Source organism: Micromonospora sp. WMMD1155, from assembly GCF_029581275.1.
Classification (GTDB): domain Bacteria; phylum Actinomycetota; class Actinomycetes; order Mycobacteriales; family Micromonosporaceae; genus Micromonospora.
On sequence record NZ_CP120742.1, the window covers coordinates 5,337,623 to 5,363,047 of the forward strand.

At 70.7% G+C, this 25,425-nt stretch carries 20 protein-coding genes; 13 read left to right on the top strand and 7 right to left on the bottom strand.

The genetic code is table 11. From position 1 onward, the window contains the following. The first annotated feature begins 7 nt into the window (after nt 1-7). Nucleotides 8-307 (top strand): hypothetical protein, encoded by a 300-nt coding sequence (locus O7617_RS24520; protein ID WP_282258392.1) that lies wholly within the window; start codon nt 8-10, stop codon nt 305-307. 446 nt (nt 308-753) lie between these two features. Here O7617_RS24520 and O7617_RS24525 read toward each other — a convergent pair whose 3' ends face one another. The 5 genes from O7617_RS24525 to O7617_RS24545 are packed head-to-tail and all read right to left on the bottom strand — an operon-like array spanning nt 754 to nt 7,682. Next, on the bottom strand, nt 754-2,145 hold the full coding sequence (locus O7617_RS24525) for a nitrate/nitrite transporter (RefSeq protein WP_282258394.1): 1,392 nt from the start codon (nt 2,143-2,145) through the stop codon (nt 754-756). Nucleotides 2,146-2,199: 54 nt separating this feature from the next. Then, complete coding sequence (locus tag O7617_RS24530) at nt 2,200-2,529, bottom strand: Rieske (2Fe-2S) protein (RefSeq protein WP_282258396.1); 330 nt, start codon at nt 2,527-2,529, stop codon at nt 2,200-2,202. Next, a complete protein-coding gene (nirB, locus tag O7617_RS24535; protein ID WP_282258398.1) occupies nt 2,529-5,177 on the bottom strand; it encodes a nitrite reductase large subunit NirB in 2,649 nt (882 codons plus the stop codon). The genes O7617_RS24530 and nirB overlap by 1 nt, the downstream gene beginning before the upstream one ends. Then, a complete protein-coding gene (locus tag O7617_RS24540; protein WP_282258400.1) occupies nt 5,177-5,524 on the bottom strand; it encodes a molybdopterin oxidoreductase in 348 nt (115 codons plus the stop codon). The genes nirB and O7617_RS24540 overlap by 1 nt, the downstream gene beginning before the upstream one ends. A gap of 16 nt (nt 5,525-5,540) precedes the next feature. Continuing rightward, nucleotides 5,541-7,682: a molybdopterin oxidoreductase family protein gene (locus O7617_RS24545; RefSeq protein ID WP_282258401.1), complete on the bottom strand. Its 2,142-nt coding sequence runs from the start codon at nt 7,680-7,682 to the stop codon at nt 5,541-5,543. Nucleotides 7,683-7,827: 145 nt separating this feature from the next. Here O7617_RS24545 and O7617_RS24550 point away from each other — a divergent pair, with 145 nt between their 5' ends. Continuing rightward, nucleotides 7,828-8,400 (top strand): sigma-70 family RNA polymerase sigma factor, encoded by a 573-nt coding sequence (locus O7617_RS24550; RefSeq protein ID WP_282258402.1) that lies wholly within the window; start codon nt 7,828-7,830, stop codon nt 8,398-8,400. After that, nucleotides 8,397-9,557: a hypothetical protein gene (locus tag O7617_RS24555; protein ID WP_282258405.1), complete on the top strand. Its 1,161-nt coding sequence runs from the start codon at nt 8,397-8,399 to the stop codon at nt 9,555-9,557. The genes O7617_RS24550 and O7617_RS24555 overlap by 4 nt, the downstream gene beginning before the upstream one ends. A 156-nt stretch (nt 9,558-9,713) precedes the next feature. On the opposite strand, the gene O7617_RS24560 is transcribed toward O7617_RS24555, so the two are convergent. Next, on the bottom strand, nt 9,714-10,775 hold the full coding sequence (locus O7617_RS24560; RefSeq protein ID WP_282264862.1) for an NAD(+)/NADH kinase: 1,062 nt from the start codon (nt 10,773-10,775) through the stop codon (nt 9,714-9,716). Nucleotides 10,776-10,985: 210 nt separating this feature from the next. Continuing rightward, complete coding sequence (locus tag O7617_RS24565) at nt 10,986-12,215, bottom strand: dipeptidase (RefSeq protein ID WP_282258407.1); 1,230 nt, start codon at nt 12,213-12,215, stop codon at nt 10,986-10,988. Between the two features lie 290 nt (nt 12,216-12,505). Between O7617_RS24565 and O7617_RS24570 the strand changes: the two genes are divergently transcribed. The 10 genes from O7617_RS24570 (at nt 12,506) to menC (ending at nt 25,361) form a co-directional block, all read left to right on the top strand. Next, entirely contained in the window at nt 12,506-14,056 is a 1,551-nt protein-coding gene (locus O7617_RS24570) for an ABC transporter substrate-binding protein (RefSeq protein ID WP_282258409.1), read from the top strand. 11 nt (nt 14,057-14,067) lie between these two features. Then, complete coding sequence (locus O7617_RS24575) at nt 14,068-15,042, top strand: ABC transporter permease (protein ID WP_282258410.1); 975 nt, start codon at nt 14,068-14,070, stop codon at nt 15,040-15,042. 36 nt (nt 15,043-15,078) lie between these two features. After that, the gene (locus tag O7617_RS24580) at nt 15,079-16,953 is read left to right on the top strand and encodes a dipeptide/oligopeptide/nickel ABC transporter permease/ATP-binding protein (RefSeq protein WP_282258411.1); all 1,875 of its coding nucleotides are present in this window, start codon (nt 15,079-15,081) and stop codon (nt 16,951-16,953) included. Then, a complete protein-coding gene (locus tag O7617_RS24585; RefSeq protein WP_282258412.1) occupies nt 16,950-18,302 on the top strand; it encodes a serine hydrolase domain-containing protein in 1,353 nt (450 codons plus the stop codon). Before O7617_RS24580 ends, O7617_RS24585 begins: the two co-directional genes overlap by 4 nt. 7 nt (nt 18,303-18,309) lie before the next feature. Then, complete coding sequence (locus O7617_RS24590; protein ID WP_282258413.1) at nt 18,310-19,059, top strand: ATP-binding cassette domain-containing protein; 750 nt, start codon at nt 18,310-18,312, stop codon at nt 19,057-19,059. Between the two features lie 31 nt (nt 19,060-19,090). Further along, nucleotides 19,091-20,710, top strand: coding sequence for a helix-turn-helix domain-containing protein (locus tag O7617_RS24595; RefSeq protein ID WP_282258415.1), 1,620 nt, complete (start codon nt 19,091-19,093; stop codon nt 20,708-20,710). 119 nt (nt 20,711-20,829) lie between these two features. Further along, the gene (locus O7617_RS24600; RefSeq protein ID WP_282258416.1) at nt 20,830-22,254 is read left to right on the top strand and encodes a serine hydrolase domain-containing protein; all 1,425 of its coding nucleotides are present in this window, start codon (nt 20,830-20,832) and stop codon (nt 22,252-22,254) included. Nucleotide 22,255: 1 nt separating this feature from the next. Beyond that, complete coding sequence (locus O7617_RS24605; RefSeq protein WP_282258417.1) at nt 22,256-23,377, top strand: M20/M25/M40 family metallo-hydrolase; 1,122 nt, start codon at nt 22,256-22,258, stop codon at nt 23,375-23,377. Then, nucleotides 23,374-24,255, top strand: a complete 882-nt coding sequence (locus O7617_RS24610) for a GNAT family N-acetyltransferase (protein WP_282258418.1) — start codon at nt 23,374-23,376, stop codon at nt 24,253-24,255. Before O7617_RS24605 ends, O7617_RS24610 begins: the two co-directional genes overlap by 4 nt. Next, the gene (gene menC, locus O7617_RS24615) at nt 24,252-25,361 is read left to right on the top strand and encodes an o-succinylbenzoate synthase (RefSeq protein WP_282258419.1); all 1,110 of its coding nucleotides are present in this window, start codon (nt 24,252-24,254) and stop codon (nt 25,359-25,361) included. Before O7617_RS24610 ends, menC begins: the two co-directional genes overlap by 4 nt. Nucleotides 25,362-25,425 lie beyond the last annotated feature (64 nt).

Below are 25,425 nucleotides of genomic sequence, written 5' to 3' on the forward strand. Positions count from 1 at the left end.
CGCGGCGGTGGGGTTCGGGGTGTATGTCGAGAACCAGGTGCACGAGCGACGCTATGCCGGCGTGGAAGCGGGCTCCTCGCTGCAACGCCTGGTGGCGGCGAGCGACCGGGAGCGGCACCACCTGGTGTCGAGGATCGATTCCTACGGCGACACCATGATCAACCTGATCCAGCTGCCGCAGCTGACCGCGGAGCTGGACGAGATCGCGAGCCGCAGACCGGAGCTCCGGGTCGACGTGCAGGCACTGGGGACGCTCATCGAGGAGGCGACCCGGGCACGCGGATATCTCTGGATCTCCGGTGACTGAGTGGGGCCGTTGACCGCAGACCTGCGTTCGCGTTGAATCCGGACCGCCGAGCCCGTGGCCGGCGCATCTGCGCATCGAACCCTCCGGGAAACCTGCGGTTGGAGGGCGCCCTCGGCCTCGGCGGCGTCAGGTCGTGGAGGCCGGGGCCGGCTCCCGAACCAGCGTGACAGCGCTGCGGTCGGCGGCCGGAATGATCAGCGTCGATGCGACGAGCGCTGGCCGAGCTGCTTCCCGACCACATGGTGCCGCTGCGCCACGTCGTGCTGCCCGAGTTGCCCGCCACCGCCAACGGCAAGGTCGACCGCAGGGCTCTGCCCGCCCGCCGGCCCGGGTCCGCCGGCCGGTACGGGTCGGGTCATCGGCGTAGGGCGTCCGGAGCGGAGGAGTCCGCAAGCCCGGCGCCCACGTGTGTCGGCCGGCCCGCGCTGTGGCCGCGGTCACTGCTGTCAGACGCCCTCGAGTCGAGCGGACGACGGGCGTAGGTACACGAACCAGGTGATGACGAAGCAGATCGCGTAGAAGACGATGAAGGCGATGTAGGCCGCATCCGCGGTCTGGTAGGTGAGGAACGACTGCCGGAAGGCCAGATTGACGAGGACTCCGCCGAACGCGCCGATGGCACCGGCGACGCCGATGAGCGCGCCGGAGAGGCGCCGTGCCTCGTGCTCCGCCGCCCGGTCGTGCGGGTCGGCCGCGCCGGCGGCGGTCACCTGCACACCGCACTTGGCCCGGAAGATCGCCGGGATCATCTTGTACGTCGAGCCGTTGCCGACGCCGCTGAACACGAAGAGTGCGATGAAGCCGACCAGGTACAACGGCAGCGAGCGTTGCTGGGAGGCGAGCAGGACGATCGACGCGCCGACCGCCATCGCCACGAAGTTCACGAAGGTGACCCGGGCCCCGCCGAGCCGGTCGGCCAGGACACCGCCCACGGGACGGATGAGCGAGCCGAGCAGCGGTCCGAGGAACGTCAGGTATGCGGCCTTCACCGGGGTGTCGAAGGTGTCGGCGAACTGCACCTGGAGCACCTGGCCGAAGGCGAACCCGAAGCCGATGAACGACCCGAACGTGCCGATGTAGAGCAGAGACATGATCCAGGTGTGCGGTTCGCGGGTGACGTCGCGCATGGCCCGCTTCTCGTTGCGGGCGTGGGTGAGGTTGTCCATGAACAGCGCGGATCCGAGTGCGGCCAGCACGATCGCCGGAACGTAGATGCCGGCGACGATGCCGGGATTGTCCGCCCCCAGGACTGCCAGCACGAACAGGCCGACGAGTTGGACCGCGGCGACGCCGAGGTTGCCGCCGCCGGCGTTGATGCCGAGCGCCCAGCCCTTGAGCCGGTCTGGGTAGAAGGCGTTGATGTTCGCCATCGAGGAGGCGAAGTTCCCGCCACCGACGCCGGCCAGCGCGGCGATGAGCATCAGCGTCGAGTACGAGACGCCGGGCTGGATCAGGAGCGCGCCGAGCAGGCTCGGGATCAGCAGCAGCGCCGCACTGATGATCGTCCAGTTGCGGCCGCCGAACCGGGCCACGGCGAGGGTGTACGGGATCCGCAGTACCGACCCGACCAGTGCGGGCACGGCGGTGAGCAGGAATTTCCCGGCCGGGTCGATGCCGTACTGCGGCCCGAGGAACAGCACCAGTACCGACCACATCGTCCAGATGGAGAAGCCGATGTGTTCGGAGTAGATGGAGAAGATCAGATTGCGTCGGGCGATACGGGACCCCCGGCGTTCCCAGAAGAGGGGGTCCTCGGGTCGCCAGTCGTCGATCCAGTGTCCGCGGAGGGTCAGGCTGCGCCGGTCCTGCTCGATGTTGCCGGTTACCGCCGTGGTCATGGTTCCTCCCAAGGAAAGTCGTCGGTCGGCTCGACACCGTGATCGATTCGCTCATCAGGTGGGCGGCAGGCCCACCACCAGGCGTCCGTCGGCGTCGGCACGGACCGGGTACACAGTGAGTGGGGACTGCCCGGTGGTCGAACAGCCGGTCGCCAGCTCGAAGGTGTTCTGGTGCAGAGGGCAGACGACGACTTTCGTATCCACCAGGCCGTCCGCGAGCGGCCCGCCGGCGTGCGGGCAGAGCGCCGACACCGCGCGCAGGCTGCCGTCACGCAGCCGGAAGACGGCGATCATCTCGGCCCCCACGGCGTAGGCACGCCCCTCCCCGTGGGGGATCTCGTCGACCGGCCCGAGCCGGTGTTCCACGGCGACGAGCTTGGCCATCACGGCCGCCTCGCGGATGCCGAGCCGGCGCCGTCGCCCTGGTGGCCGCTGCCGCCGTGCCCCTTGCCGCCGTGCCCGTTGCCGGCCGAGCCGTCCGTCACCGGGCCCGGCCCCGATACGGCGGAGCCGATCGACGGCACCACCGGCCCCGGAACGGAGACCGGTACGGCTTCGCGGACCGGCACCTGGGGCAGGACCGCCAACGGCAGGGAAGTGCGGAACTGCCCTGGAGTGACCGGGTCGCGCCGCTCCAGCCACGGGTCGCGGTAGGCGGCGACGGAGGCGTCCATGGTCGCATCGAGCCGCGCCGCGATGCCGTCGCTGTCGTCGACGACCACGGCCCGGATGTGGTCGATGCCGAGCCGGGGCACCCACGCGTACGTGCGTTCCAACCAGTTCGCGCTCTCCCGGTAGTACTGCAGGAACCGGCCGGTCAGCGTGATGACCTCGTCGGGCGAGTCGACGACGGCGAGCAGGTCCCCCTTGCGTACGTGGGCGCCGGCGGCCCCGCCGACGTAGATCTCCCACCTGCCGCCGTCGATGGCGACGACACCGAGATCCTTGACGTACGCCTCGGCGCAGTTGCGGGGGCAGCCGGTGACGGCGAGCTTCATCTTGCCGGGGCCCTCGATGCCCTTGAACCGATCCTCGATCGCGATGCCGAGAGCGGTGGAGTCGCCGACGCCGAAGCGGCAGAAGTCGGAGCCGACGCAGGTCTTCACCGTACGGAAGCTCTTGCCGTAGGCGTACCCGGACGGCATGTCGAGGTCCGCCCACACCCCGGGCAGGTCCTCCTTGCGGATGCCGAGCAGGTCGAGGCGCTGGCCCCCGGTGATCTTGACCAGCGGTACGGAGTACTTCTCGGCCACCTCGGCGATCCGCCTGAGCTGCGCCGGTGTGGTCACGCCGCCCTTGATCTGGGGGACGACCGAGAAGGTGCCGTCTCGCTGGATGTTGGCGTGCACCCGGTCGTTGATGAAGCGGGCGTCGCGCTCGTCGACGTACTCGTCGCCCCACATCATCTTCAACAACGAGGCCAGGCCCATCTTGCTCTTGGCGTCCTCCGCGCCGCCGGGCACGAGGGTGGCGAACACCGCGGAGACGGATTTCAGGCCGTGTTCGCGGATCACCGCCATCAGCTCCGACTTGGGCATCGGCACACCGGGGACGTACCAACTCGCGGCCGGGTCGTCCTCGACCTTGCCGTCAGCGGCCCACTCGACGATCTGGGCGACCAGGCCCTTGCACGAGCCGCAGCCCTTGCCGGCACGGGTGGCGTCCATGACACCGGTGAGCGTCTTCACGCCGCCCCGCACGGTGCCGACCAACGCCCGCTTGGTGACGCCGTTGCAGTTGCACACCTGCACGTCGTCGCCGAGCTCCGCGGCACTCACGTCGGCCGACGGCGCGCCGAGGTCGAACAACATCTCGACCCGCTCCTTCGGCAGGGCGAGCCCACGGTCGAAGGCCTGCACGAGGAACGCGACCTTCTTCACGTCGCCGAGGAGAGTCGCGCCGACAAGCCGGTCGTCGCGGATGACGATGCTCTTGTAGACGCCCTTGCGCGGCTCGGCGAAGACGATCGTCTCGTCGTCGTCGCGTTCCGCCTCCTTCAGGCCCATCGACGCGACGTCCACGCCCGCCACCTTGAGCTTCGTGGCCAGTCGAGAGCCGTGGTACGCCGCGTTCGGGTTCGTTCCGGTGATGTGGTCGGCGAGCACCCGCGCCTGCTCCCACAGCGGAGCCACCAGGCCGTACGTCTCGCCGCGGTGTTGGGCACACTCGCCGACCGAGTAGATGTCGACCTCGTCCTGCACGCGCATCTGGTCGTCCACGACGATGCCCCGCTCCACCGGCAGGCCGCTGGTCGCGGCAAGCTCGGCGTTCGCCCGGATGCCGGCGGCCACGACGACGACGTCGCAGGCGATGGTCCGGCCGTCCTTGAGTTTGACCCCGGTCACGGCGTGCTTGCCGAGCACCTCGGTGGTGTGCGCGCCGAGGACGACCTCGATGCCGAGTCGCTCGATGCTGCGCCGCAGGATGGCGCCCGCCTGGGCGTTCAACTGGGCGTTCATCAGATGGCCGGCGGCGTGTACCAGGGTCACGTGGGGCAGATGATTCTGCAGGCCACGCGCGGCCTCCAGACCGAGCAGGCCGCCGCCGATCACCACCGCGCGCTCGTGCTCGCGGGCGTACCGGACCATGTTGCGGGTGTCGTCGATGGTGCGGAACGCGAACACGCCCTGGTGGTAGCCGCGCCCAGGGCGGTGGATGCCGGCAATCGGCGGGACGAACGCCCGGCTGCCGGTGGCGATGATCAGCTTGTCGTACGGCGTCGCGGTGCCGTCGTCCGCGTAGATCCGTCGGGCGAAGCGGTCGATGCGGGTGACCCGGGTGCCGGCGTGCAGGGTGATGCCGTTCTCGGCGTACCAGGACATGTCGTTGAGGAAGATGCCCGCCTCGTCGTCGGCCCCGGCGAGCACGTTGGAGAGCAGGATGCGGTTGTAGTTGCCGTACGGCTCCTCGCCGAACATCGTGATGGCGAACCGGTCGCCCCCGCCGCGTTCGAGGATCTCCTCGACCGTGCGGGCGCCGGCCATCCCGTTACCCACCACGACGAGGCGTCGGCGCTGGTCGACGGCGTCCATCAGACCTCGACCAGACCCAGATCGACGATAACGGTGCCGGACACCCCGGCGGGCGCCGCCACGTGCACCTCGATACTGGTGCCGGCGTCGAGGTCCTCGACCACCCGCAGCGGCACGTGGACGTCGGACTTGGCGCCGATCGGGAAGTACCGCATCGGTTGGCCGTCGCGCACGAGCAGGACACAGATCAGCTCAGCACTGGCATTGCCGCCGCGGAAATAGACCGGCTGGGCCACGACGCCGCCCGGCACCACGTAGCTGAGCGTGCCGTCGACGAGGCCGGGCCGGTCGAGGCCCTTGCCCTCGAAGCTGTAGACGCCTTGCAGGAAACGGGGAGTGGTGTGCACAGCGATGCTCCCTTGATCATTGAGGCGCTGGGTTGGGCGGTCGGGTGGTCAGCAGGTCGGCGTCGTCCGGGCCGCCTGCGCGCGCGATCGACACCGCGCAGGCCTTGAAGGCCGGCATCCGCGAATGGCGGTCCAGCGCCGGGTCGGTCAGCGCGTTCACGGCGGAGCTGCCACCCCAGTGGAACGGTGCGAAAACGGTGTCGCGGCGGATGCCGTCGGTGAGGCGCGCCCGGAAGAAGGCCCGCCCGCGTCGGCTGCGCAGTTCCACCACGTCGTTGTCGGCGATGCCGTGCCGGTGGGCGAGGTCCGGGTGCAGCTCCGCCCGAGCGTCGGGCAGCGCCATGGTCAGGGCACCGACCCGGCGGGTCTGGTTGCCGCTCTGGTACTGCTGCATGTTGCGGCCGGTGGTCAGCACATACGGGTAGTCGGCGTCGGGCGGTTCCGCCGGATCGCGGTGCTCCACCCGGAAGAACCTCGCCCGCCCATCGGTGGTCGGGAACCGGTCGGTGAACAGCCGCGGCGTACCCGGATGGTCCTCGCTCGGGCATGGCCAGAACACCCCCTGCTCAGCCTCGATGCGTTCGTAGCTGATGCCGGCGTAGTCGGCTGTCCCGCCGGCGCTGGCTCGGCGCAACTCGTCGAAGACGCGGCGCGGATCGTCGTCGAAGTAGCGGCCGCGGCCGAGCCGGCCGGCGAGGTCGGCGAGCATCCGCAGGTCAGTGCGGACCTGCGGCGGCGGTGACATGACCCGCTTGCGGCGGATGACGCGTCCCTCCAGATTCGTCATCGTGCCGTCCTCCTCCGCCCACTGTGTCGTGGGCAGCACCACGTCGGCCATGGCTGCGGTCTCGGAGAGGAAGATGTCGGAGACGACGAGCAGGTCCAGCGCCTGCAGCCGGTCGCTCACCCGGTTGGCGTGCGGCGCCGACACGGCGATGTTGCTGGCCAGCACGAGCAGCACGCGTACCCCGTCGTCGGTCCCGAGCCGGTCGAGCATCTCCCAGGCCGACCGGCCCGGCCGGGGCAGCTCGTCCGGGTCGATGCCCCAGACGGCCGCGACGTGGGCTCGCGCCGCAGGGTCGTCCAGGCGCCGGTAGCCGGGCAGTTGGTCGGCCTTCTGCCCATGCTCGCGCCCACCCTGCCCGTTACCCTGCCCGGTGATCGTGCCGTAGCCGGAGAAGGGCCGCCCGGGCAGGCCCAGGGCGAGGGCCAGATTGAGGTACGCCTGCGCCGTGTCAGTGCCGTTGCTGTGCTGCTCGGCGCCGCGGGCGGTGAGCACCATCGCCGACGTGGCGGCCGCCAGCAGCCGTACCGTCTCCCGCAGGTCCCGTTCCGGTACGCCGGTCATCCGCTCCACCCGGTCCGGCCAGTACGCCGCAACGGTGGCCCGGACCGCGTCGAAGCCGCTCGTGCGGTCGCGCACGTACGTCTCGTCGACCAGGCCCTCGCGAATCGCGACGTGCAGCAGCCCGTTCGCCAGTGCGAGGTCCGTGCCCGGCAGTGGCTGCAGGTGGAGGTCAGCTCCTCCCGCGGTGGTCGTACGGCGGGGGTCGACGACGATGTGCCGTGCGCCGGCGGCTCGTCCGGCGTCGAAGTACTGCATGGACGGCGGTAGCACATCGGCCGGATTCGCGCCGACCAACAGCACGGCCTGCGCCTGGGCGATGTCGGCCAGAGGGAACGGCAGGCCACGGTCGATCCCGAGCGAGCGGTTCGAAGCGGTCGCCGCGGACGACATGCAGAACCGGCCGTTGTAGTCGATCGACGCCGAGCGCAGCGCCACCCTGACGAACTTGCCCAACGCGTACGCCTTCTCGTTGGTCAGCCCGCCGCCACCGAAGGCCCCGACGCTGTCGGGGCCGTACCGGTGTTGGCTGGTACGGATGGCGTCGACGATACGGTCGAGCGCCTCGTCCCAATCCGCCGGTCGCAACGGGCTGGTGCGATCGCCGGGATCCTTACGGACGAGAGGGCTCAGTAGCCGGTCGCCGTGGTCGAGAAGGTCGGCAGCCGTCCATCCCTTGGCGCACAGACCGCCCCTGTTGACCGGGAATTCGGTGGGCGCCAGCAGAGGCGGCCCGTCGCCGATCGTCAGGGACACCCCACACTGCATGGCGCAGTAGGGGCAGTGCGTATCGATCGCAGACGATGCGCTCACCAGTCCGATGCTTGCCCGGCACTGTTTCCGATCCATACCGGGGCCGTAACGCTCTGCGACCCTCGGGCTCGGACCTCCGCGCCTGAACACTTTCCCGGCTGATCGGCAATGTCAGGGTGAAGCGCGGACTTTGCCGAGGAGGGCCATGGCTTCGGATGCGGATTTGATCGGCCGGTCACTGGGTGGCGATGTCGACGCCTTCGTGGAGGTGGTCGAGCGTCACGAGGCCGCCGTCGGTTCGTACCTCGTTCGCCGGGTGGGGCGGGATGCGGCTGAGGACCTCCTGGGCGAGGTCTGGGTTGCGGCGTTCGAGTCGCGGCGATCGTACGACCGGTCGTACAACGATGCGCGGCCGTGGCTGTACGGGGTGGCGCTGAATCGCCTACGGCGTTACTGGCGGTCCCGGCCGGCCGAGGACCTGGTCGCCGATGTGCCGGACGTGGCCACTGGATGGGATCCGTGGTCGGCGGTGGACCTCGGCGTGGACGCCCGGGCGGTACTCCGGTCGGCCCTGACACGGCTCAAACCCGAGGAGCGGGAGGTCCTGAGGCTCGTCGCCTGGGAGGACCTGACCGCAGCCGACGCCGCGCGGGCACTCGGCATACCGGCCGGCACCGCGCGGCGGCTGCTGAGCCAGGCCAGGACGGCATTACGCGACGCCCCGGGGGTGTCCGCGCTTCTGAAGGACCGCAACAGCGCGAAGGAGAGACACCGATGACCGACGAGCTCGATCTGATCGGTGCCTTGGGCAGCGCAGAACCACTACGCCCGGAGGCGTATCAGCGGGCACGGGCGGTGCTGCGGGCGGCGATGGCCGACCCCGGAACCGTGCGGCTGCTCGGCGCGACATCAGCGGAGGACACGACTATGGAGACGTCTTCAACAATGGAAACGACGACAACGACGACAACCACGCGGGACCACGAATCCAGCCCGGCGCCTCAACGCCGCGGGATCGGTATCGCGGGTCGACTGGGCATCGGCGCCGGGGTGGGGGTTGCCGCCGCGGCGGCGGTCGTCGCTGTGGCGCTCAGCTCGTCGGCGCCGGGAGGCATGGAGGCCGGCAAGGCCGGTAAGGATTCGTCAGCCGCCACCCCGGGCTCGACCACCGTCGACGGGTCGGCCGAGCGCGCGCCGCTGATGACCCTGGCCGGGTCCATCACGACGGTCACCCCGGCGGCGGGCGACGCGTGGCTGGTGAAGGCGACGCAGATCCACGGCACCAAGACCATGCAGGTCGTCTACACGCTGTACACCGACGGTCACGCGATCTATACGGGCAACAGCGTGCAGGACATCAAGCGTGCGATCGCCCGTCACCAGGACCAGATGACGGACGGCGGCTATGCTCCGCTCCTCAAGGCAGCCGTCGCCGCGGCGGACAGCAGCCCGGCCGACGGCCGGACCCGGATGCTCAAGGCAGCCAAGGACCCGCTGGTGGGCCTCGACCCCGCAGCGCAGAAGGCCGTGTGGGACAAGCAGCAGGCGGACGTCCAGGTCATCATCAAGCAGAAGGGCGGCAACGCCGAGCCGAAACCATACAGCCCTCAGGCCGTTGAGCGGCACTTCGACAACGCCCTGTGGACGTACAGCACCCAAGCGCTGTCCGCTGGCAACGGCAACACGCAGGTCCGGGCCGGTGTGCTGCGCCTGCTGTCCACCATCTCCGCGGTCAGCGTCGAGAACTCGACCACCCACGGCAAGGCCACGCTGACCATCACCGCCGGCCCCGAGGTGTTCGGCGGCGAGGGCAGCGAGGTGCTGACCATCGACGCCACGACCGGCATGCTGGTCAAGGACGTCTCCACCGTGCCCGGCCTCCCCCCGGCCTCCACGACGTACGAATCCTCCCGCGTGACGAAGGTCGACCTGTAGGCCGGGAAATCCCACCCAGCAGCGATCCGGCAGACGGGCGTGACGTGCCCGGCGTTCGGTGACGGTGCGGGCCGCCCAGAGGCGGCCCGCACCGTCATTCCGTTGTTCGGACGGTCGTTTTTCCACTACCGCCTCTGGCGGCTTGGGACGTGCGGCTCAGCCGGCATCAGACCCCTCTGCCGGCAGGTGCAGGTGTTTGAGGTCCTCCGGTATCGGTAGGTCCGGCCGGTAGATCAGCAGTGGGGGCCGGCTGTCGGTGTCGGCGCGGGCCGCGGGGGCATCGGCGAGTGAGAACTGGTCCCGGAGTCGGCCGAAGAAGTCGTCGACGTCGCCGACGATGAGCTTCGCGCGGCGTCGGGCGGGGTAGACGGCGACCCAGTCACCGGGGTCGAGGATTCCGTGTACGCGTCCGTCGACGACGACGGTGACCTGACCCGAGCGAGGCAGCACCTGGACACCGACGGGCTCGTCCGGGGCGGTGACCATGCTTCGGTTGAACGCCATGTGCGGGGCGACCGGGGTGAAGACGAGGGCGTTGAGGCGCGGTGACAGGACCGGTCCGCCTGCGGCGAAGGAGTAGGCGGTGGAGCCCGTCGGTGAGGCGACCATGACGCCGTCGGCGGAGTAGGTGGCGAACAGCCGCCCGGACAGGTACACCGCCACGCTGGTCTGCCGGTCCCGGCCGAGCTTTTCGAACACGACGTCGTTGAGGCCGTTGAGGCCCAGCGGGACACCCCAGCCCACCTGGTCGGGCGTGCTCGGCCGGGGAATGGGCGGGGCGGGCGCGGGGCCGCGGCCGTAGCGCAGCAGGGTCCGAAGCTCCGGTGGGACCTGCAGCGGACGCGACGCCCGCAGGGTGAGCAGCATCCGTTGCTGGATGGTCGCGCGGCCGGTCAGGGCGGCGCCCAGCACCCTCGGCAGGTCCGTCGCGGCGAACGGGGTGAGGAAGCCGACCCGTCCGGCCTTCACGCCGAGAACGGGTGCGTCGGCCTCGACCGCGACGGCCAGTCCGCGCAGGAGAGTGCCGTCGCCGCCGATGGTGACGACGAGCTGCGGTCGTTGCGGAAGGTCGGCCAGCACGTCGGCGGGGCTCTGCTCGTCCCGCCAGACGTCCAGGGTCCGCGCCGTAGCGCCGTGCTCGGCGCAGATCCGCGACACCATGTCCGCCGTCTCGGCGGCCTGCGGCCTGGTCGGGTGTACGACGACGCCGACGAGCATCCGAATCACCACGTCCCCTCGGCTCCCGACGTCATCTGACGTGACCACTGCGGAAATACTCTACGGAGCGGTCGGGTGCCGGCGTACGCGTCCTCCGCTCGCGCCGGTGCGCCGGCCGATCTGCCGCCGCACAGCGCGAGCCCTGGCAGATCTGAACAGACTCTGCGCTGGTCCGGCTGGCGACTCAGCGGGTCGTCGCGACCCGGTGCCTCAGCCGGCGGGGGAGCGGGGCCAGAGGATCTCGTCGGCGGCGTCCTCGGCCGCCTGAAGGACCCGGAGGATGTTCCGGCCGGTCAGCTTCTCCAGGTCGGCCTGTGACCAGCCGCGCTGCCCGAGTTCATTCAGCAGCCGCGGGTAGCCGGACACGTCCTCGAGGCCGATCGGCTGGCGATCGCAACCGTCGTAGTCGCCCCCGAGCCCGACGTGGTCGATCCCGGTGACCTCGCGGACGTGGTCGACGTGGTCGGCGACCTGGGCGATGGTGGCTTCCGGTCGGGGATGCGCGGTCAGCCAGGCCCGGAAGGGTTCAGGGGCGTCGGCCGGGACGCCGGGCAGTCCGAAGGCAGACGTCGCGGGTGCGGCGGGAAGGGACGACGGCAGGTGTTCGCCGGGGCGCGGCGCGCGTGTCCATTCGTCCGTGGCCGGCGGCAGGCCCAGCCGTTGCCACTGCTCGGTCGCCGCCGCGAGCCACTCGGCGACCTGGTCGGAGACGAACGGCGGAGCGAAGCAGAGCATGCACACGCCGCCGTTGTCCCGCAGTCGGACGAGGACGTCGTCGGGCACGTTGCGGCTGTGTCCGGTGAGCTGCCTGGCCGACGAGTGGCTGAAGATCACCGGAGCGGTGGCGACGGCCAGGGCCGCGTGCATCGTCGTTTCCGCCACGTGCGACAGGTCGACGAGCACCCCGATGCGCTGCATCTCGGCGACGATCGCCCGGCCCTCGTCGTTCAGGCCCCCGACGCCGGGTCGGTCGGTCGCGGAGTCCGCCCAGGAGGTGTTGTCGTTGTGGGTCAGGGTCACGTAACGCACACCCAGCCGGGCGAACGAGCGCAGCACCCCGAGCGAGGAGGCCAGGCTGTGTCCGCCCTCGATGCCGATCAGGGAGGCGATCCGGCCGGCGCTCAGGGCCCGCTCCACGTCGCGGGCCGAATACGCGATCGCCAGCTCCTCCGGATACTCGGCGGTCAGGCGGTACACGGCGTCGACCTGCTCCATCGTCGCCACGACCGCGTCCGGTTCACTGAGGTCAGACGGTACGTACACGGACCAGAACTGCCCGCCCACCCCACCGGCGCGCAGCCGGTTCAGATCGGTCTGCAACTCGGGCCGCTCACGCAGGCCGGTCACCCGATAGCCGGTCCGGGCCCGCAACGCCAACGGCAGGTCGTTGTGCCCGTCGATCACCGGCATGGCACGCAGAGCGGCGTCGACCACGGACATGTAATCAGCTCCTCACCGTCGGCTGTTCGGCGACGTCGGCCGGGGTCACGGCTGACCCCGGTGGCTCGCCTGCCTCGAGCCATCGTGCCGCCGGAGACCACAGGTGTCTTCGTGCGGTGCGACGAGACCGGGCGTGGATTCCTGTCCACCCTTCCACCACCTCGTCGGGTAGCGGTCGATGTCGTCGCCGACGACGAATCGGCAGGCGCCGTGTTGTCGGGAGCACCGAAGACAACCGGTCGCGGCGCTCGGCAGTCTTGCCGCACACGTAGGTGGGTGGAGGCGGCGCGATGAAGGCTCTTGGGTTGACGGCGGTGCTCGGCGCGGCCGTTCTGACGATGAGTGCGTGTGGTGGCGGTTCCGGTGACAGCGGCGGAACCGACCTGGTCAACGGCAAGACCTTCGTCATGGCGCTGCCTGGCGACCCCGGCAACCTCGATCCACATTTCACCTCTCTGTCGGTCACCGGCCAGGTCGGCCGATTCCTGTACGACTCGCTGCTCGGGTTCGCTCCGGACGGACGGTTGCTGCCCGGTCTCGCCGCGTCGTGGGAGTCGACGGGCACCACGGCGACGTTCACGTTGCGCAAGAACATCACCTGCTCCGACGGCAGCCCGCTGACCGCGAGCACCGTGGCCGCGAACATCAACTTCGTCGGCGATGTCAAGAACGCCTCGACGCGGATCGGCACATACGTCCCGGCCGGCGCCAAGGCCACGCCGGACGACAGCGCCGGAACCGTCGCCGTGACGGTGCCCGCCCCGGACGCGTTCCTGGACCGCAATCTGGGCGGCCTGCCGATCGTCTGCGACGGCGGGCTCAAGGACCGCGCCAAGCTCAAGCAGAACGCGCTGGGCTCCGGCATGTTCACGCTCACCGAGGCGGTTCCCGACGACCACTACACGCTGACCCGGCGCAAGGAATACGCGTGGGGGCCCGGCGATTTCAAGGCGGACCAGGCCGGACTGCCCGACAAGGTGGTCCTGCGGGTCGTCGCGAACGAGGCCACCACCGCCAACCTGATGCTCTCCGGTGAGGTGAACGCGGCCCGCTTCACCGGGCCGGACGGCCAGCGGTTGCAGGGCGCCGCGTACCTCAAGCGCGACATCATGGCACCGACCGGCGAGATGTGGTTCAACCAGAAGCCCGGCCTGCCCACCGCGGCACTGGACCTGCGCCGAGCGCTGGTGCAGGCCCTCGACCTCGCTCAGCTTCGGCAGGTGTTCGTGAGCGGGCGCGGCGGCCCACCGACCGGGCTGGTCGTCCCCGCCACCAGCCCCTGCAAGCAGGACACCGTCACCGGTAACCTTCCGACATTCGACGCCGACGGCGCGAAGACGGCCGTGGCGGCGGCCACGAACGGCAAGCCCGTCAAGCTGACCGTCGCGTTCGACACGTCGTCCGGTCCGGGTGCGCAGGCCGCCGCCGAGCTCGTGCAGCAACAGTGGGCCGCCGTCGGCGTACAGGTGGAACTGACGTCGGTGACCGAGACGCAGATCGGCCAGATCGCGTCCGGCCAGTTCGCCTGGGACGTGGCGATGTTCCCGATCGGCGTGTCGCTGCCCAGTCAGCTGGTGCCGTTCTTCTCCGGGCCCACGCCCCCGAACGGCAGCAACTTCGCCAGTGTCCGCAACGACGCCTACGTGGCCGCGGTGACCGCCGCCGCCAAGACCCCCGGTGACGGTGGATGCGATCAGTGGGCCGCGGCGGAGAAGGCCCTGCTGCAACACCTCGACCTGGTGCCGTTCGCCAACTCCAACGTGCCGGTGTACGCCCGGGGATCGCAGTTGGACCTCTCCACGGGCGACGTCGACCCGGCGTCCATCCGGATGCTCGGCTGAGGATCACCAGCGTGACCGCGACGACCGTGACCGCCCTGGCCGAGAACCAGTGGATCCGGTTCGCGCTGCGCCGCTCCGGAAGACTGCTGCTGTCGCTGTGGGTCCTGGTGAGCGCCGCGTTCCTCATGATCCATGCGCTGCCCGGCGACCCGGTCCGAGCCGCGTTGGGCCCCACCGCTCCGAGCGCACTGGTCGAGCAGCGGCGCGCGCAGATGGGCCTGGACGATCCGCTCGCGCTGCAGTACGCGCACTTCCTCGGCCGTCTGATCACCGGGGACCTGGGGACGTCGATGACCTCGGGCCTGCCGGTCGCCGACGTCATCGGGGACCGGATCGGCTCCACCGTCACCATGGCGGCGCTGGCGTTCTCCGTGGCGCTGCTCGTCGCGATACCGCTGGGACTGGTGATGGCGGTGCTGGCCCGAAGTGGGCGTCGCGCGGCCGACGGGCTCTTCACGTCGGCCGGCATCGTGGCCGCCACCATCCCGGAGTTCCTCCTGGCGGTCGGCCTGGTGTTCGTGTTCGGCGTGCAGCTCGGCTGGGCGCCGGTGGCCGGACGATCCGGGGTCGGCTCCTACGTGCTGCCCGTGGTGGCACTGGCCGTCGGGCCGGCGTTCGTGCTGGCCCGCATCATCCGCGTGGAACTGCTGACAGTGCTGCGCGCCGACTACATCCGCACCGCCCGGGCGAAGCGGTTGCCACCGTGGCTGCTCTACCTGCGGCACGCGCTGCCGAATGCGCTGACCGCTGCCCTGACCATCGGCGGCCTCCTGTTGGGTTCACTGGTGGCCGGGACCGTGCTGGTGGAGAACATCTTCGCGTGGCCGGGGCTGGGTGGCACGATCGTCGCGTCCATCCTCGCCAAGGACTATCCGACCGTGCAGGGCGTGGTCCTCGTCTACGGGGCCGGTGTGCTGCTGGTCAACCTCGCCGTCGACGTGGTCCTCGCCGTGCTCGACCCGCGCTCCGCGATCCGGGAGGGCTGAACCATGGCGGGAGCGACGGCGCGACGGTGGGTAGCGGTGCTGCGCAGTCCGCTGGGCATCCTCGCCGTGGTGCTGTTGACGGTGGTGCTCGGCCTCACCGTGCTGGCGTACCCGCTGTGGCACGCCCGCGCGCACACGGTGGTGCCGGCGGAGATCCTGCAGGGTCCGTCCGCCCGGCACCCGGCCGGAACCGACCTGCTCGGCCGGGACATCCTGGCCCGGGTGCTGGTGGCGACCCGGCTGTCAGTCGGCCTGGCGCTCGCCGCCACCGGCATCGGCGTGGCCATCGGCCTGCTGTTCGGCGCGGCCACAGCGCTGGCCGGAAAGCGGTTCGGACGCTGGATCGGCACGCTCGTCAACATCGCGGTGGCGTTCCCGAATCTGCTGCTGGCGCTGTTCTTCGCGGTGATCTTCGGGGTCGGGGCGAAGGGCGCGGTACTGGCCATCGGGTTCGCGACCGCACCGGGCTTCGCCCGGCTCACCCAGACGCTCGCCGCGGCTGTCTCCGGGCGCGACTTCATCGCCGCCGCCCGCATCGCCGGAGTGGGCCGGGTCCGGATCCTCTTCCGGCACGTGCTGCCCAACATCGCCGAGCCCCTCGTGGTCACCGCCACCTCGGCCGCCGGCGGCGCGCTGCTGGCGTTCGCCGGCCTGTCGTTCCTCGGGCTGGGTGTGCAGGCACCGTCCTACGACTGGGGACGGCTGCTCGGCGAGGGCCTGACACAGATCTACATCCATCCCGCGGGGGCGCTCGCGGCAGGGCTCGCCGTCGTCGTCGCGGCGTTGGCGTTCAACCTCGCCGGGGAGGTCGCGGCTCGGGCGCTCAGCTCGCAGGACGCCCGGCACGGTCTCCGGCGGTCACCCGGGTCGGAACCGGCTCCCGTCGTACCGATGGGGGAACCGACGGTGCTGGCCGTGGAGAACCTCAGCGTCTCCTTCCCGGCCGACGAGGGGTTCGTCACTCCCGTACGCGGAGTCAGCATGACACTACGACGGGGTGAGTCGGTCGGCATCGTCGGCGAATCCGGTTCCGGCAAGAGCCTGACCGCGCTGGCGATCGCCCGGCTCGTGGAGAGTCCGGGCCTGGTGCGGGCCGACCGGCTCGACTTCCTCGGCACCGACCTGCGGGCCGCAGACTCCCGCTCGGTGCGCGGCCTGCTCGGCACCTCGCTCGCGATGGTCTTCCAGGACCCGATGACGTCGTTGAACCCGATCCAGCGAATCGGCCGTCAGCTCGCCGAGGTGGCCGAACGGCACCAGCGGATGAACCGACGCAGGGCCTGGGACCGGGCGGTGGAGCGGCTCGATGCCGTACGCATTCCCGCGGCTGCCCGGCGCGCCCGGCAACTGCCGCACGAGTTGTCCGGCGGCATGCGCCAGCGGGCGATGATCGGCATGGGCATCATGGCCCAGCCCTCGTTGATCATCGCCGACGAGCCGACCACGGCGCTCGACGTGACAGTGCAACGGCAGGTGCTGGAACTCCTGGCCGAGGTGCGCGGCGGCAACCAGGCCGCCCTCCTGTTCATCAGCCACGACATCACCGTCGTCGCCGAGGTGTGCGTGCGGGTGCTGGTCATGTATGCCGGTCACATCGTCGAGGATCTGCCCAGCGCGGCGCTGCTCCACGACGCGCGGCACCCGTACACCCGGGCACTGGCCGCCGCCGTGCCCACCATGGAGACCGACCGGGAACAACCACTCGCCGTGATCCCCGGCCGCCCGGCTGATCCGCGCCGACCAGCCGCCGGCTGCCCGTTCGCCCCCCGCTGCCCGCTGGCCACCGAACAGTGCCACGAGCAGAACCCGCCACTGGCCGAGTACGGCACCGCGCACCGCGTCGCGTGCTGGCACGCCGATCTCGCACCGGCGGTGGCACCCGTCACCGTTTCGGAAGGAGACCTGAGATGAACCTCGAACAGCGGCTCGCCACCATCGCAGAACGTCACGGCGTCCCCGGCGCCGCCGTGGGCATCCTGCACGGTGACACCGTCACCGAAGCCGCCTACGGTGTCCTGAACCGGGCGACCGGCGTGGCCGCCACCACCGACTCGCTGTTCCAGATCGGGTCGATCACCAAGGTGTGGACCGCGACCGTGGTCATGCGGCTGGTCGACGACGGGCTGCTGGATCTCGACGCGCCGCTGGTCGACGTGCTCCCGGAGCTGCTGCTCCGCGACGCCGACGTGACCGGGAAGCTGACCATGCGCCATCTGCTGACGCACACCAGCGGCATCGACGGTGACATCTTCACCGACACCGGCCGCGGCGACGACTGCCTCGAGAAGTACGTCGCACTGCTGGGCGACGCCGCCCTGACCCACCCGCTCGGCGCCACCTGGTCGTACTCGAACTCGGGGTACTCGCTGGCCGGCAGGGTGATCGAGAAGCTGACCGGCGACACCTGGGACGCGGCACTGCGGGAGCTGCTGTTCCGACCGCTCGGGCTGACACACACCGTCACGTTGCCGGAGGAGGCGCTGCTGTTCCGTACGGCGGTCGGCCATCTGCCCGGCACCGACGGGAAGCCGGAACCGGCGTCGCAGTGGGGCATCCCCCGATCCGCCGGCCCGGCCGGCGGCGTCACCGCCACCGTCGCCGACGTCCTCCGCTTCGCCCGCATGCATCTGAACGGTGGCAGATCCGCCGCCGGCACCGCGGTGCTCAGCGCCGCCGCGACCACCGCGATGGCCGCCCACCAGGTGGAACTGCCCGACAAGCACACTGTCGGTGACTCCTGGGGGCTCGGCTGGGAGCGGACGGCCTGGGACGGCCACCGGGTCATCGGTCACGACGGCAACACCATCGGCCAGGCCGCCTTCCTGCGCCTGCTGCCCGAGCGCGATATCGCCGTGGCACTGCTCACCAACGGCGGTAACGCTTCGAAACTGTACGAGGAGCTGTACCGGGAGATCTTCGCCGAGATCGCCGACGTGGCCGTGCCGCACCCACTCGGACCACCGGACGAGCCGGTGGCGATGGACGTGACCCCGTACGCGGGGCTCTACGAGCGGGCCAGCATCCGGCAGGAGGTGCTCACCGGCGGGGACGGCCCGATCCTGCGGGTATCCGTGACCGGGCCGCTCGCGGAGGTGCTCAAGGACCAGAACGTCGACTACCGCATGGTCGCGGTCGCTCCGGACCTGTTCGTCTGCCAGGACCCGACGACCGGCAACTGGATGGCCGCCACGTTCTACCAGATCGAGAGCGGGGAACGCTACGTTCACTTCGGCGCCCGCGCCACACCCCGGATCGGGTGAGGCCGACGTGCCCGAGCTTGTCTTCGAGGACGTCACCGTACGGTTCGGCACCCGCCGACGCGGGACGGTGGCGGTCGACAGTGTGAACCTGACGGTGCCGGCCGGAGCGGTCGTCGGCCTGGTCGGCGAGTCCGGCTCGGGCAAGTCCACACTGGCCCGCGCCGCGGCCGGGCTGACGCCCGTCACCGGCGGCCGGATCCTGCTCGACGGGCAACCGCTGGACGCGGTTCGGGCGCGCGGACGACGTCCGCTGCAGATGGTCTTCCAGGACCCGTACTCCGCACTCGATCCCCGGATGGCGATCGGCGCGTCGATCGCCGAGGCCGTGCCCCGCGGCAGCACCACGGCGCAGCGCCGTGCCGAGGTCGCGCGGCTGCTCGGCCTCGTCGACCTGCCGCCCGAGATGTCCACCGCCGGCCCGGATCAACTGTCCGGCGGTCAACGGCAGCGGGTCGCGCTCGCGCGGGCGCTCGCCGGGCAACCCGAGGTCCTGGTGGCCGACGAGATCACCTCCGCGCTGGACGTCTCCATTCAGGGTGCCGTGCTCAACATGGTCCGGGACCTGCAGCGGCGGATGCGGTTGACAATGCTGTTCATCTCGCACAACCTCGCGGTGGTGCGCTACGTCAGCGACTTCGTGGCGGTCATGCACCAGGGCCGGATCGTCGAGTACGGCCCGGTGGACGACGTGCTGACGGATCCGCGGGACCCGTACACCCGCGACCTGCTCGCCGCGATTCCACACGCCGGGGTGTAGGCCCCGGCCGAGACAGGACGGCGGTCACTCGATGCAGCCTCGGGCGAGCCTGGGCCGGATCCTCGACGACCTCGGCGCCACGTTGCTCGATCTGGTCCACGGCGACTCGCACACCGGCGCACCGATCGGCGGCGTCTCGATCCACGACCCGTTGGACGAGGTCGTTCTGCCGCCGCACGCCCTGGTGCTCGGCGTCGGCCTGCGGGAAGTCCACGAGATCGCCGACCTGCTGCGTGCGCTCGGCACGCACGGCGCCGCCGGTCTCGTGGTCCGGGGTCCCCTGGCCGACTCCGACAGCCTGCGATCAGCCTCCCAGGAGTCCGGGGTGGCGCTGCTCGCGCTGACCCGCGGCGCATCCTGGGCGCAGCTCACCGCCCTGCTGCGGTCCATGCTCGGTCAGGGCGACGTCGGCGACGCCGGACCGGAGACTCTCGGCGGGATGCCCTCCGGGGATCTGTTCGCGGTGGCCAACGCGGTCGCGGCCCTGGTCGATGCGCCGGTCACCATCGAGGACCCGGACTCCCGGGTGCTGGCGTTCTCCGGGCGTCAGGAGGAGGCCGACGAGTCCCGGGTGGAGACGATCCTCGGTCGGCAGGTGCCGGAACGGTACGCCCGACTGTTGACCGAATCCGGAGTCATCCACGACGTGCGCCACAGCGAACAACCGGTGTTCGTGGCACCGCTGCCCAGCCTGCCCACCTTCCTGGTGCCGCGCGTCGCCGTGGCGGTCCGCGCGGGCGACGAGTTCCTCGGCTCCATCTGGGCAGCCGTACGCAAGCCGCTGAGCCCGGACCGGTCCCGGGCCTTCAGCGACGCGGCGAAACTGGTCGCCCTGCACCTGCTGCGGCTACGGGCCGGCGCGGACGTCGCACGGCGGTTGCGGACCGACCTGGTCAGCACGGCGCTGGAGGGAGGCTCGGGCGCTCGGGAGGCCCTGGCCCGGCTGGGGCTCACCGATCAGCCGCTGGTGGTGCTCGCGCTCGCGCCGACCGAGCGGATCACCTCGGGCGTCGATGACCGATCCGGGGTCGTCGCGCAACGCCAACGCCTCGGAGACGCGCTGGCGATGCATCTGGGCACGGTGCATCCAGCCAGTGCGGTCGCCCTGCTCGGCGATGTGACGTACGGGCTGTTGCCGGTCGGCCGCGACGCGCCGGCGAAGCAGGCGGCCCGGGTGGCCTCCGGGTTCCTCGATCGGATCGGCACCCGACTGCCGGCGATGGCCGGTGTGAGCCCGGTGGCGAACACACCCACCGACCTGCCCGCCGCCCGCACCAGCGCGGACCGGGCGCTTCGCGTGCTGTGCGCCGGGCGGGGCGGTTCGCGCCGGGTCGCTCACCTCGCCGACGTGTACACCGAGTCGCTGCTGCTCGACATGGGCGACGCCATCGCGGCCCGTGGGGACGCACCCAGCGGCGTGGTGGCGCGGTTGATCGCGTACGACGCGGAGCACCAGTCCAGCCTCGTCGAGACGCTGTCGGCCTGGCTGGACGCGTTCGGTGACGTGGTCGCGGCGGCAGCGGCGTTGCACGTGCATCCCAACACCTTCCGGTACCGGCTGCGGCGCCTCGCCGAGCTGGGCGGCCTGGATCTGACCGATCCGCACGCACGCTTCGGCGTGATGCTCCAGCTGCGCGTGTTCGGTCTCTGACAGCCGATCTTGGTCGTCCGGACGAGAGCGGCGTGCCCGTCTCGTGCCGTCGCACCAAGACAGCGATCGCGGTGACCGGCAAGCTTCGTACCAGAGGTCCCCGACGCCAGGAGAGTGCCGTGGTGTCGCCGACTGGCCGCACCGCCACCCGGAAAGAAAGGTCGACGGACATCAACGTTGAACTCTGGCAGCGTCGGCTGGCCGCGCTCGCCGAACAACACCGCGTTCCCGGCGCCACGCTCGGCATCCTGCGACTGCGCCCGGACGGACCGGACGAACTCGTCGAGGCCGCGTACGGCGTTCTCAATGTGAACACCGGGGTCGAGACGACCACCGATTCGGTGTTCCAGATCGGCTCCGTCAGCAAGGTGTGGACCGCGACCCTCGCGATGCAGTTGGTGGATGAGGGGCTACTCGATCTCGACGAGCCGGTGGTCCGGGTGCTGCCGGAACTCGCCCTGTCGGACCCGACGGTGGCCGCCGCGGTGACGATGCGTCACCTGCTCGCGCACACCAGCGGCATCGACGGCGACGTCTTCACCGACACCGGCCGCGGCGACGATTGTCTGCAGAAGTACGTGGCGGCGCTGCGCGACGAGGCGCAGAACCACCCGCTCGGTGCCACCTGGTCGTACTGCAACTCCGGGTTCGTGCTGGCCGGCCTCGTCATCGAGAAGCTCACCGGGATGACCTGGGACGCCGCTGTCCGGACCCGGCTTACCGAGCCGCTCGGGTTGGCGCGTACCAGCACGCTGCCCGAGGAGGCCCTGTTGGAACGGACGGCGTGCGGGCACACCGACAGCGCCGAGGGCCCGGAACGGGTCGCGCAGTGGATGCTCCCGCGTGCGCTCGGGCCGGCCGGCCTCATCAACGCCAGTGTCGCGGACCTGCTGCGCTTCGCCCGGATGCACCTCACCGGGGGTGTGGCGGAGGACGGCACCCGCGTGCTCAGCGAGCGCAGCACCGCCGCGATGGCGGCACACGAGGTCGACCTGCCCGACCGGTACACCCTCGGCGACTCGTGGGGTCTGGGCTGGATCCGCTTCGGCTGGGACGGGCGGCGGCTCATCGGCCACGACGGCAACACCATCGGGCAGTCGGCTTTTCTGCGGTTGCTGCCGGAGCAGAACACGGCGGTGGCGCTGCTGACCAACGGTGGGAGCGCCGGGGACCTCTACCGCGACCTGTACCGGGAGATCTTCGCCGACATCGCCGGTGTGACGATGCCACCACCGTTCACGCCGCCCGCCGAGCCGGTGTCGGTGGACGTGACACCGCACCTGGGCACGTACGAGCGAGCGAGCACTCGGCTGGAGGTTCTCGACGGTGCGGACGGCCCGGTGCTGCGGATGACCGTGACCGGCCCGCTCGCCGAGCTGACGCCCGATCCCGTCCAGGAACTGGCTCTGATCGCGGTCGGCCCGGATCTGTTCGCGATCCGTCTGCCGGACCGGGACTCCTGGACGCCGGTGACGTTCTACCGGCTGCCCACGGGGGAGCGGTACCTGCATCTCGGCGTCCGCGCCACGCCGAAGGTGACGTGAGATGAGCCTGCGGGAACGCCTCACCCGTCGTCTGCCGCACATGCTGGAGGACATCGCGGAGCTGGTCGAGTGCGAGTCGCCATCGGCCGACCTCGCCGCCGTGGCCCGAAGCGCCGACGTCCTGGCTGCCGTCGGGCAGCGGCGGCTCGGCGTGCCACCGGAGAGGATCGTTCTCGACGGGCACACCCACCTGCGGTGGCGCTTCGGTTCCGGGCCGCCGACGGTGCTGCTGCTGGGTCACCACGACACGGTCTGGCCGATCGGTTCCCTTCGAGACCGACCGTACGAGGTGACGGACGGGATCCTGCGCGGTCCGGGGTGCTTCGACATGAAGGTCGGCATCGTCCAGGCACTGCATGCGGTTGCCGAGCTGGACGACCGTGACGGCGTGACGCTTCTCGTGACCGGCGACGAGGAGCTGGGATCGCCCAGCTCCCGATCACTCATCGAACAGGAGGCGGCGGGAGCCGCCGCAGCTCTGGTGTTGGAGGCTTCCGCCGCCCGTGGCGCTCTCAAGACCGCCCGCAAGGGCATGTCCCGCTACGTCGTGCACGTCGAGGGACTCGCCGCGCACGCCGGCCTGGAACCGGAACGCGGTATCAACGCCGGGGTCGAGGTCGCCCACCAGATCCTCGCCGTTCTCGCCCTGGCCGATCCGAGCCGAGGTACGAGCGTGGTGCCGACCACGATGTCCGCCGGAAGCGCGGGCAACACCGTTCCGGCGAACGGTACGTTCGTCGTGGACGTGCGCGTGCATGACATCGACGAGCAGCGACGGGTCGATCTCGCCCTGCGGAAGCTACAGCCGGTCGTTCCGGGCACCCGGCTGAACGTCGAGGGCGGGCCGAACCGACCTCCGCTGCCGTCTTCGGCGTCCGAGGCGCTGTACGAACGGGCTGCAGCAGCGGCGCGCGACCTCGGTCTGCCGGTCCCGGGGCGGGCCGCCGTCGGGGGCGCGTCGGACGGGAATCTCACCGCCGGCGTGGGCACGCCCACGCTGGACGGGCTCGGAGCGGTGGGCGGCGGGGCCCACGCCGACTCCGAGCACGTCGTGGTCGCGGAGATCCCGCACCGGGCGGCGTTGGTGGCCGCGCTCACCAGGGCACTACTGGAGCAGCCGTGAGTGCGGCCGTTGCGCTGACCAGCACCCCCGGGGAGGACGCCTCGGCCTCCGCGGCGGCGGCCCGGGTCCGCGTCGCGGTACTGACCGAGCTCGACGACCTGCGCGCCGTGCATCGGCTGCTGATCAGCATCTGGCAACCGGCTCCGGACAATCCACCGACGACGCCCGAGCTTCTGCGCGCTCTCAGCCTGGCGGGCAACTACGTGGCCGGCGCGTTCGACGGCAGTGAGCTCGTCGGGGCGTGCGTGGGCTTCTTCGCCGCCCCGGAGCGCCGCGAACTGCACAGTCACATCGCCGGAGTCTCGGCCACCGTCCTGGGCCGCGGGGTGGGACACGCTCTCAAGCTGCACCAGCGGGCCTGGGCGCTGCAGCAGGGCGCGACCACGATCGCGTGGACGTTCGATCCGCTCGTCGGCCGTAACGCGTACTTCAATCTGGTGAAGCTGGCGGCGACGCCGACGCGTTACCTGACGAACTTCTACGGCAGCATGCATGACCGGATCAACGGCGACGACGACACCGATCGCCTGCTTCTGCACTGGAATCTCACCGAGCCTGAGGTACGGCAGGCGTCGGCTGGCAGCGTACGCCGATGGGACGCCGCGGCACGGCGGCGAGCCGGTGCGGCGGTGGCCCTCGACCGGGATGCCGACGGTGCGCCGGTGATCGGCAGCATCACCGGCGACGACGTGCTCGTGGCCACCCCTGAGGACATCGAGAAGCTACGGGTGACCGACCCGGCAACCGCCCGCCAGTGGCGCCGGGCACTGCGGGAGGTCCTGGGCTCATTGCTGGCCGAAGACGCGACGGTCCTCGGATTCGACCGGGCAGGGTGGTACCTGCTGACGCGTGACAGTGCGACGAGGAGAGATGGATGAAACTCACCGGCATCGAGTTGCGCCGTGTCCGCATGCCGTTGGTGGCACCGTTTCGGACCTCGTTCGGCGTCGAACACGACCGAGACATCCTGTTGGTTCGCGCGGTCACGGACGAGGCGGAAGGCTGGGGAGAGTGCGTGGCGATGGCCGACCCGCTCTACTCCAGCGAATACGTCGAGGCCGCCGCGGATGTCCTGCGTCGGTATCTGATCCCCGCCCTCGCTGACCGGCCACCTGCCGACGCGACGGCTGTCGGCCCGACGCTGCATCGGTTCAAGGGACACCGCATGGCGAAGGCGGCGTTGGAGACGGCGGTGCTCGACGCGGAACTGCGGGCCGGTCGCCGGAGCCTGGCTCGTGAGCTCGGTGCGGTGCGGGACAGGGTTCCCGCCGGCGTCTCGGTCGGCATCATGGACTCGGTCGACAGACTCTTGTCCGATGTGGAGGGCTACCTCGACGAGGGCTACCTCCGGATCAAGCTGAAGATCCAGCCCGGCTGGGACGTCGAGCCGGTCCGCGCGGTGCGGGAACGCTTCGGCGACGACGTACTCCTGCAGGTCGACGCGAACACCGCGTACACGCTCGGGGATGTCGCGCTGCTGGCCGCGCTCGACCCGTTCGGGCTGTTGCTGATCGAGCAGCCGCTCGACGAGGAGGACATCCTGGGTCACGCGACGCTGGCGCGGCAGGTGCGTACCCCCATCTGCCTCGATGAGTCGATCGTCTCGGCGCGGGCCGCCGCGGATGCGATCCGCCTCGGCGCGTGCCGGATCGTCAACGTCAAGCCGGGTCGGGTCGGTGGCTATCTCGAGGCCAGACGCATTCACGACGTCTGCGCGGCCCATGGTGTACCGGTGTGGTGCGGCGGCATGCTCGAGACCGGTATCGGTCGAGCGGCCAACGTGGCGCTCGCGGCGTTGCCGAACTTCACCTTGCCGGGGGACACCTCCGCCTCCGGCCGTTACTACCGAACGGATCTGACCGAGCCGTTCGTCCTGGACGACGGACACCTCGCCGTGCCCGACGGCATCGGCATCGGCGTGGCTCCGGTGCCGGAGATCCTCGCCGAGATGACGACGTCGCTCGAATGGCTACCCGTGGCCTGAATCGGCTGCCCAGGTCTCGCGGGGGCGATGATCAGTTGTCCCAGGGCTCGATTGTGGGCCGATG